At 27.9% G+C, this 8,202-nt stretch carries 7 protein-coding genes; all 7 read right to left on the bottom strand.

Annotation, left to right across the window (positions count from 1 at the left end):
* Positions 1–89: 89 nt before the first annotated feature.
* Positions 90–476 (bottom strand): Imm48 family immunity protein, encoded by a 387-nt coding sequence (imm48, locus tag VJI93_RS06890; protein ID WP_324000154.1) that lies wholly within the window; start codon positions 474–476, stop codon positions 90–92.
* Positions 477–485: 9 nt separating this feature from the next.
* Positions 486–956, bottom strand: coding sequence for a hypothetical protein (locus VJI93_RS06885; RefSeq protein ID WP_324000155.1), 471 nt, complete (start codon positions 954–956; stop codon positions 486–488).
* A 15-nt stretch (positions 957–971) separates the two neighbouring features.
* On the bottom strand, positions 972–2,666 hold the full coding sequence (locus VJI93_RS06880) for a T7SS effector LXG polymorphic toxin (RefSeq protein ID WP_324000156.1): 1,695 nt from the start codon (positions 2,664–2,666) through the stop codon (positions 972–974).
* A 12-nt stretch (positions 2,667–2,678) separates the two neighbouring features.
* Positions 2,679–2,966 (bottom strand): TIGR04197 family type VII secretion effector, encoded by a 288-nt coding sequence (locus VJI93_RS06875; RefSeq protein WP_324000157.1) that lies wholly within the window; start codon positions 2,964–2,966, stop codon positions 2,679–2,681.
* On the bottom strand, positions 2,966–3,400 hold the full coding sequence (locus VJI93_RS06870) for a YwqH-like family protein (protein ID WP_324000158.1): 435 nt from the start codon (positions 3,398–3,400) through the stop codon (positions 2,966–2,968). Before VJI93_RS06870 ends, VJI93_RS06875 begins: the two co-directional genes overlap by 1 nt.
* 11 nt (positions 3,401–3,411) lie before the next feature.
* Complete coding sequence (locus VJI93_RS06865; protein WP_324000161.1) at positions 3,412–3,732, bottom strand: DUF4176 domain-containing protein; 321 nt, start codon at positions 3,730–3,732, stop codon at positions 3,412–3,414.
* A gap of 77 nt (positions 3,733–3,809) precedes the next feature.
* Positions 3,810–8,198: a type VII secretion protein EssC gene (essC, locus tag VJI93_RS06860; RefSeq protein WP_324000162.1), complete on the bottom strand. Its 4,389-nt coding sequence runs from the start codon at positions 8,196–8,198 to the stop codon at positions 3,810–3,812.
* Positions 8,199–8,202: the final 4 nt, after the last annotated feature.

Below are 8,202 nucleotides of genomic sequence, written 5' to 3'. Positions count from 1 at the left end.
TGGAAAGGCAGGTTTAAATCTGTCTTTCCCAAAAATCTTATTGTAAAATTGTGTCCATTTACTTGACTATGTTGCATATTATAATCACTTTATGAAGATTTTATAACAGTAATAATATCATCAAAGTCTTTCTTTATATCATCAGATTTTTCTTCTAAATACAAATAATATGCTGAAATACCTCTATGAATGATAGCATTCATTGTAGGATGAAATTCTTTCCTAGTTGATTCGATTAAAAAATCAACCAATTCTGTAGCTACTTTTGTCTCATAATTTAACTTTTCAATAGCAATACGAATCATAATTGCTTTAACATCCAGTGCAGATACAGACTCTTCATAAGCTAATCCATTTAATACTCCAAAAATATATCCCGAAAGAATTTGTCTTTGCATTTCATCATTTAAATCTACTGTTATACTATTAACTATTTTATCAACCATTTTTAATGTTTTATCTACTTGTATTTCCATTGTTTCTCCTTATAACACTTTGTACTTTCCTCTTGAACGTCCACATGGAATATATCCAGACTGATATAATTCATATAACTCATTCAAAAAAACTGACTCTATATTTGCTTTTTCTTGCTTTAATGATAAGTAAATTGATAAAGTAACCATATCATATAATATTTTAGGAACCATAGATTTAGATATTTTTTTATTTTCAACCAAATTATATAATTTTTCTTCAATAAAAGCTCCAATTCTATTATTAGCATCTTCTGCTAAATTATTCCACTCTTTAAAAATATCTGGTTCATTTTTAAATAAATATACTGTAAAATCTCCTCGCTTTTCTAGAAAATAATTTCCCCAACTTATACTATTAATATTATTTTCAGCAGTTTCAATATCATTCAATAAAATAATTGGAATATTAGTACTTCTATTGTCCTTTAAAAATTCAATATTTCTTATTTTTTCAATAACATTATCTCTTATTTTCACTTTAAATCACCTCTCTTATTTAGGAAGATATATTTTTCCGGGAATCCTAGGAACAAAACTGTCTAATGTTAAACCATACTCTTGTTGTTGCTCTATTACTTTCAACATTATTTGTTTTACTTGCCGTTTAGTCAAACCAGCATGCAATAAAGACTCTTTCAATGCACAGTTGTGCTCTGCGATTGTTGGATATTGTTTATTTAAGCACTTAACATTTCTATATTTATCCCAAAACTTTTCCATAATTTCATGAGCCCTGTAATGTGGACTATCTATATCTGTTAGAATATTCCCTTCTAATTTAATGGATAATCCCTCCTCAGAAGGAATTACACCTTTAAATGCTGCGTCTTGATTTAAATGATGAGTTTGTCCTGAAATTTCCTTGTTTTTTCTTAAAATTCCATACTTTTCAACTATTATTTCATCATCAAATTTGAAAGTTTTATTCAAAGTAAATTTACCAGCAATTTGTGAAGCTTTGTATCCTGCATATATAGAAAATAAAACCTGTCCAATACGAGCATTTTCTTCTGAAAATCCAAGTTGTTTCAGTCCATAATAGCCAACTTTTCCTCCTACCCATGCTCCTGCACTTCCTGCTAAAAATTGAAAACCTCCTTTAACAATACTATTTGTTTTTCCTATTGGTATAAGTATTGATGAACCTGTTGTAAAAATCTGTCCTAATCCATGGTACAATTTATCATTTCCTAAAAATACAGTATCTCTTATAGGATTAATAGCACCTGTTTTGTTATCTCCTAAAGAGCCATAAATTACATCTTGACCAGCTTCTGTCATATTAGATACTGAATATGCTACTGTTCCTGTTCCACATATTTTCCCAGCAAAAGCTACTAATGGTATTGCTGATCCTCCTGTTGCTACTATTGCTGCTGTTCCAACTAAAAGTGTAAGTCCTCCGACAATTAAGTTTTTTATACCTTTATTTCTTCTCTCTTTTGCGAAAATTTGTTCCCATCTAACTTTGTCTCTTTTGTCTGCCTCTTCTATTATATTTTTCCTATTGGAAAGATATCTATTAGAATTATCAAAAGCAACAGCCAAGTCTTTTGCAAAGTCTATTTTAGCTAAATCTCCTGATTGGTAGGTGCTTATGTCACGAGCTTTATTGCTATAGTTTTCCATGAAATTTCTTGTAGATACCAATAACTCCTTAAAAAGCTTTAAATCTTGTGATTGATGCAATTTCTCATATGAAACTATTCTGCTATTAAGAGTGTCTAACCCACTAATTAAAAAATTATAATTAGAAATCATAGTATCATGACTATTTCCACTGTAACTTATTAAGTCAGAAACTTTATTTTTTGTTGCTACTAGTAAATCTATCTGATTTGCAAAATTACTTCTAGAATAGGACAATTCATTCCTTAAGTTTACAAAAGTTTGTTCAGAGAGCTTTGCTTTAGAATCACTATCTATATTATAGTATCCATCTTTATATAACAAGTAAGAATAAGCATAATCCTGAATTAAATTTTGCATTGAAACTAACAAAGTTCCATGAACTTCACATAGATATACTTTAATGCTATCCATTGTCTCTCCCTTAAGAGAAGAGTCATCAGAAAAATTTTTAATTGCTTTTAAAAGATTATTTATTGAGTTGTTCCAAATTGCTATAGAATTGGAGAGTTCTCTTTGAACATTGGCTATATCTTCAAAATGAATTTTATATTCCACTTCAATATCCCCCTATTCACCTGTAATTTGATTAAACTTATTTCCAATATCAGAATCTAAATTAAAGATTTCTTCTCCGGATTTTCTTATCAACTCTATATCTTTTTCTAAAAAAGAAGAATAGGAATTAATAAGAGCAGAAAGTTCTGAAAAATGTTCTTTATACGAATCCAATACAACAGAATTAGATTTATAATTATAAAACTTAGTTTTAGCATTAGAAAATTCTGAATTAATACTTTTTAAAGCTGAAATATGATTAAGAAATAATGTATTATGCAATTGTATAACACTGTACATTAATAACCCTCCTTAGTATGAAATAATTTATTTAATTCATTTCCAATACTGTTAATGCCTCTTTTACACCAACCTATAATTCCATTTTGTTCATTCATACTATTCTCTAATCGAGTAATTTCATCACAAATTAAGTCATGATATTGATTTAATTCGTTTTGGAATTTATAATAATCTTTAGTAAAATCAAAAAAATCTTTATCAAATTTTTTCTTTTCATTTCCTTCCCAATTAGGTTGATTATTTTTACCATACAGTGAACGATTAATATCATTAATATTTCTTTGAATTACTATTACAGTTTTTTTCGTTTCTTTTAATCTCTCAATTTTATCTTCCATAGTTTGAACAGCTGAATAAGCTGAATTCAAAGTATTGTTATAAGTATCTATCCTAGATTGTAAATCATATATTTGTGCTTCTACACTTTTCATAAAATTTTCCTCTATTCTTGATTTTTAATTAATTCTGATACTTTTCCTTTTGGTAAATCAGTATTTTCTATTACATTAGAAATATTCTCCAACATAATTTCATTATCTTCATCACTATATCCCTCATGAATTACTTTTAAAACATCTTCGTCATTAAAATAAATCAAATTATCTCCTACTAATCCTTCTGGATAAAGACAAGCTCCGTAATCAAAGCGATAAACAACTCCTTCAACAGGAACTGCAATCATACGTGCAATGAGCATCATTTTTTTTGTACTCCCTTTTAAAATTACAATACTTCCAATTGGCAATAATTTTACTTTAGACATAAAATCCCTCCTAATATTTTTTATTTATATGAACAAATTTAACATTCAACAATTAATTTATATTAAATTGATGAATATTAATCGTCATAAATTTCCGTTAATTGAATTAATTCATACTTATCCGGATATAAAATATAACCTTGATTTAGTTTTAAAGCAGGTTCATTATTTATAAATGGATATCTGGTATGAACTTGGTCACTTATACGAATACCAAGAAAAACTTGATTAACAAATTTTCTTATTATACTTACATAAGTATCAAAGGTATTATTTACAAGATCTAGATATTCTCCAACAAAAATTGGTGTTACTCCATATTTATATCCTTCTGTTACCAATAATTTAAAGTCATTTTCATTAATACCCGATGACATTACAAGTGGTGAAATTTCTGGAATTAAAATTAACCATTTTTTGTAATCAACTTCTTTTTGATTTATACGATCTTTTAAATCTTCAATAATTGTTTTAAGTACATCAGATATTTCAGAAACATCGGCAAATCTATTAGCTCCTTTAAATAGATTTTCAGGAACTTTTCTATTAAAGTCTAAAATTACCATATTATATTGATTTTCTAAATGTTTCAAATTATAGTCTAATATTTTATAGTAATTATTTATAAAAACACTTCCCTCAGCTGCCATTAAAATTGCTTTATTAAAGCTGAAAAATGCTGGTTTAACAAATTCTTTTTCCAACCCAAATACAAAATTATCAGTTGAAAAGTCTGATGATAAATACTCAGTCGTAACTACATCCGGTAGCATAGGTATCTTTTCTGGTAGAGTTCCTGTATATACAGATTTCATATCTTTAACTTCTTTATTAATGGACTTAATATAATCACTATACTCTTCACTTTCATAAGGTAATACTACTTGAAAAGAAATAATACTATCAAATTTTGTAATTGCTCGACCTTTAATTTCATCTAAGAAAATATTACTTCGCCCAACCACTCCTGACAAATCACTATTATCAAATAAGAAGAGTGAGATTTTAGTTTTAAAATTAGTCTGTAACTGTAATCTCATAGCATTTAGTCTAGATAAGGTTACAACAAGATAAATTCCAATTGATGCTCCATCACGTGCAATAACATTTAAAACATTATAAAGTCTATCTCCAAAAGGTGAATCTGTAACTCCGTCAAAACCATCAATAAATAAAAATACTGAAGGAAATTTATCCTTAGAAAGTTCATTATATTGTTTTAAGTTTGTAGCCTTTATGCTTGATAATGCTTTTTTTCTTTCTTTTACCATTTTATTTAATCTTCTAAGAGATTTTAATATTTTTTCATTTTCATCCAAAATAAAATAATCAGCTACATGCGGAAAATCTGATAAAGAAACTAACCCATTCGCCCCAAAATCATAAAGGTAAAAATGTGCTTCTGCAGGTGTTTTTTTACGCATTATATCAACTGCAAATGTCCTTAAAAATGTTGACTTACCAAATCCTGGACTACCAACCAATAAAATATGTCCTGTCCTATCTATATTAAAATAAAGTGGGGACTGTTCTTGATTTTCAGGTAAATCTTGATAACCTACAAGTATATCCATATCATCATCTTGTTTTTCCCAATAGTCTTTAAAGTCTATTGATTGTAAATCTTTCGCATAAACTTTATCTGCTAAAGGTGGTAACCAAGGACTTGCAACTTTTGAAATATTCAAAGATTCAAAAGTTTTATGAGCATTTTCTACAATTGCATCCAATTCTGTAGGTATAGATTTTACTTCTTTTGTAGCAGATAAACCACTTAAATCCTTATTAATTGGAAAATATTGTCCATTGTTAGTAATTTCGTAAATAGTCTTTTCTTTATAGGCATTTTTTTCGCCATCAGGATTATATTCTGCTCCGGACCATGCACTTTGAAACAACTCATAAATCTCATTATTACCAACTTGAAGATATGCTCGACCAGTTTGAGTAATTTCTGCAGCATCTGGAGTTTTTATTACCTCTCTTGAATCAGCTACATCTTGTACTTTTAGTGCAATTTTAAATTTAGAGTTAGACCATATTTGATCATTTACTACTCCACTTGGCTTTTGTGTTGCCAAAATAAGTTTAACACCAAGAGAACGTCCAATACGAGCAGTAGATACTAATTCATCCATAAAATCAGGTTGATTTGCTTTTAACTCTGCAAATTCATCACTTATAATTAAAAGATGTGGTAAAGGTTCTGTAACTTTACCCTCTTTAAAAAGTTTCATATATTGATTTATATGATTAACATTATTTTCTAAGAAAATACGTTGACGTTTTTTAAGCTCTGCTTTTATTGAAATTAAAGCCCTATTTGCTTGATTGCCATCTAAATTTGTAATAGTTCCGACCACATGTGGCAAATCAGCAAATAAATTAGCCATACCTCCACCTTTATAGTCAATAAGCAAGAATGCAACTTCATAAGGATGATAATTTACTGCAAGAGATAATATATATGATTGAACCAACTCTGATTTTCCTGAACCTGTAGTTCCCGCAATAAGACCATGTGGACCATGAGCTTTTTCGTGAATATTTAAGTACAAAATATCATCTCTCCCACGAACACCCAAAGGGACCTCCATAGTCTGATATGTTTCATTTTTGCTCCAACGATCAAGTAATTTCAATTCTTCAACATGACTGACACCATACATCTCTAGAAAAGTAATACTATCAGGTATTGAATTTCTAAGAGTTTGTATATGATTTATCCCTGCCATATATCTTGCAAAATTTTCTTTTTCTGATAAACTAATCTTAGCAAGTGGGCAAAAATCTTGATTCATAAATTCACCATTTTGTAAAATTAATTTAGCTTTTTTATCTCCTCTATAATCTACAACTGTTTTTACATGTTCAGAAAGACTTTCAATAACTTCTTCAGCAAAAATATAATAAATCCCTAAATGTGATAAATCTTCATTTATATATTCCATTATATTATGATCTAATAAAAAACTCAAATCTGTAATTAAGAATATATATTTAGGAAAATAGCTTTTTTCTTTTCCATTGTCCTTTTCGTAATCATGTTTTCTATCTTTAATAATCTGATAAAGTGAAGTTAAAATCTGATCTCTAGTTTTTTGATTATAGATAAAACTTCTACAGTTAAATGCTTTTAGTTTTGTATGAGGTAACCATCTACTCCAATTCCAATCTTCAAATTCATCTTCCCTAAAGATAGGAATAAATTCTATATCATGATAGCTATGAAAAGCTGATATTTGTATCATAAGCTGTTGTAACTGTTCAATGACCACTTTTCTATTTCCTATATATCCAATAGGAGCTTCAATCACATTATGAATAGGTACATCGTCTATTGTTTGGTAATAATTAAGTAGTTCTTTTACTTTATCTCCAGCTTCTTTATTATATTTAGTAAGTTCAGCTTCTGTATAATTAATCTGAAAACTGGCTTTTACCTCTCCTGTTCCAAGTCTATAAGTTAAAAAATCAAAATCATTTGGTATTTTTTCATAAATTCTTCTATCAATTTTTTTAGCCATATCAATAATTTTATCAGTATTTGGATAATGGTAAGTAAGAGCTTGTATTTGCTCATCTTTACATGCTGATAATTCTTTATACTTAGTGTCCAAATACTCTAAATAAGCCTTTAACTTTTCCTCTTTCTTTACAGAAAAAGTTTTTTTATCAGAAAAGTAAGAATGTACTGATGTTCCAATTGTAATTAAAGACATTCCCATCATCATAAAAATCATAACATTGCTTTTCGATATTAAGTATATAATTACTGTAAATATAACCATTGCTAAAGGAGTTATAATTAATTTTATAAGCGATTGTCTTGAAGATTCATCATCAACGGGTGCCTGAGCAATTGTAACTTTAGACTCAGGTTCTCTTAAAATTATACGTGGAGACCTATGAAAGTCCCTTCCTCTATCTTCTTCTGCATTTTCAAAATAAGGTAATAAATTTGTTTGGATTTCAAAATTAGAAGCTATATCAATGAAATCTCTACCTATCGAAATTACAAATCCTTTCTCAAATAAAATAATATCATTTTCGATAAATTTTTTTATATCATTCGCTCTATGTCCATTTAAAAAAAACGAATTTTCACTTATAATTTCTATGAAATTTTCATCTTTAAAATTGAATAATATATCCTCTTCAATTCCTTCAAGTTGAATTGTGGCATCTTTACTTCCAGATATATAAAGAATATCTTTTGGCTTAAATAACAATCTATTTTCCTTTAAAATAAGTAATTTAATAGAAGTGTTATTGTATAGAACAATATCATATAATCCACTTGTATATTCTTCATCCAACAAATATACCTTATCATCTTCTACTCGTAATATAACTTCCTCATCTAAGGGAAGAATAATATCACAAAATTCATTTTGACCTAACCTATATTGAGATTCACTGTAAAGAGGATAAGAATTATCTTTATATATTAAATATATTACCATTATT

This window comes from Parvimonas sp. M20 (genome assembly GCF_035282425.1).
Taxonomy (GTDB): Bacteria; Bacillota; Clostridia; order Tissierellales; family Peptoniphilaceae; genus Parvimonas.
This window is presented reverse-complemented; position numbering and strand designations above follow the sequence as displayed.

What these genes read in the sequence shown, in the direction of transcription:
- VJI93_RS06870 (WP_324000158.1), bottom strand. Translation starts at nt 3,400, where the DNA reads ATGAAAAGTGTAGAAGCACAAATATATGATTTACAATCTAGGATAGAT.
- essC (WP_324000162.1), bottom strand. Translation starts at nt 8,198, where the DNA reads ATGGTAATATATTTAATATATAAAGATAATTCTTATCCTCTTTACAGT.
- VJI93_RS06875 (WP_324000157.1), bottom strand. Translation starts at nt 2,966, where the DNA reads ATGTACAGTGTTATACAATTGCATAATACATTATTTCTTAATCATATT.
- imm48 (WP_324000154.1), bottom strand. Translation starts at nt 476, where the DNA reads ATGGAAATACAAGTAGATAAAACATTAAAAATGGTTGATAAAATAGTT.
- VJI93_RS06865 (WP_324000161.1), bottom strand. Translation starts at nt 3,732, where the DNA reads ATGTCTAAAGTAAAATTATTGCCAATTGGAAGTATTGTAATTTTAAAA.